Source organism: Streptomyces sp. DH37 (assembly GCF_029813835.1).
Classification (GTDB): Bacteria; Actinomycetota; Actinomycetes; order Streptomycetales; family Streptomycetaceae; genus Streptomyces.
This window is the reverse complement of the sequence record NZ_JARVKV010000218.1, coordinates 1-416: the sequence shown is the minus strand read 5'-3', so window position 1 is coordinate 416 and position 416 is coordinate 1. Positions and strand designations below refer to the sequence as shown.

Annotated in this window: 1 pseudogene; it reads right to left on the bottom strand. The window is 74.0% G+C overall.

The annotated features are described in order from the left end of the window. Window positions 1-416, bottom strand: a pseudogene (locus QC029_RS30745) (hypothetical protein); the annotation flags it as partial.

Below are 416 nucleotides of genomic sequence, written 5' to 3'. Positions count from 1 at the left end.
AACTCCGCCAGCGCCGTGGTGTCGAACAGGCCGGTGGTGTAGATGAGCTGGACGCCCAGCGCGTCGGCCCCCGCGCGCTGGAGCTCCAGCAGATACGTGGCGTTGGCACGGCCGATGGGGTTGTCGAGGAAGAGCGTGCCCGCGTGCCGGTGCTTGTCGCGGCCCCGGTCGTTGCTGCGCAGCGCGGCCCTCGTGCAGTACAGGGCGATGGCGGCGGTCAGGAGCTGGCCGCCGGAGAAGACGTCGCCCATCTGGCCGACCGGCACCCGCTCGGCGCGCAGCACCGCGTCGGGGTTGAGGATCTCCACCGACACCCCGCGGGGCTGGAGGGCGGCGTGGCCGCCGCGCAGCAGCAGCGTCATGCCGTCCCGGCGCAGGTCGGAGTTCCTGCGGACGGCCGCCCGGGTGGCCTCGTC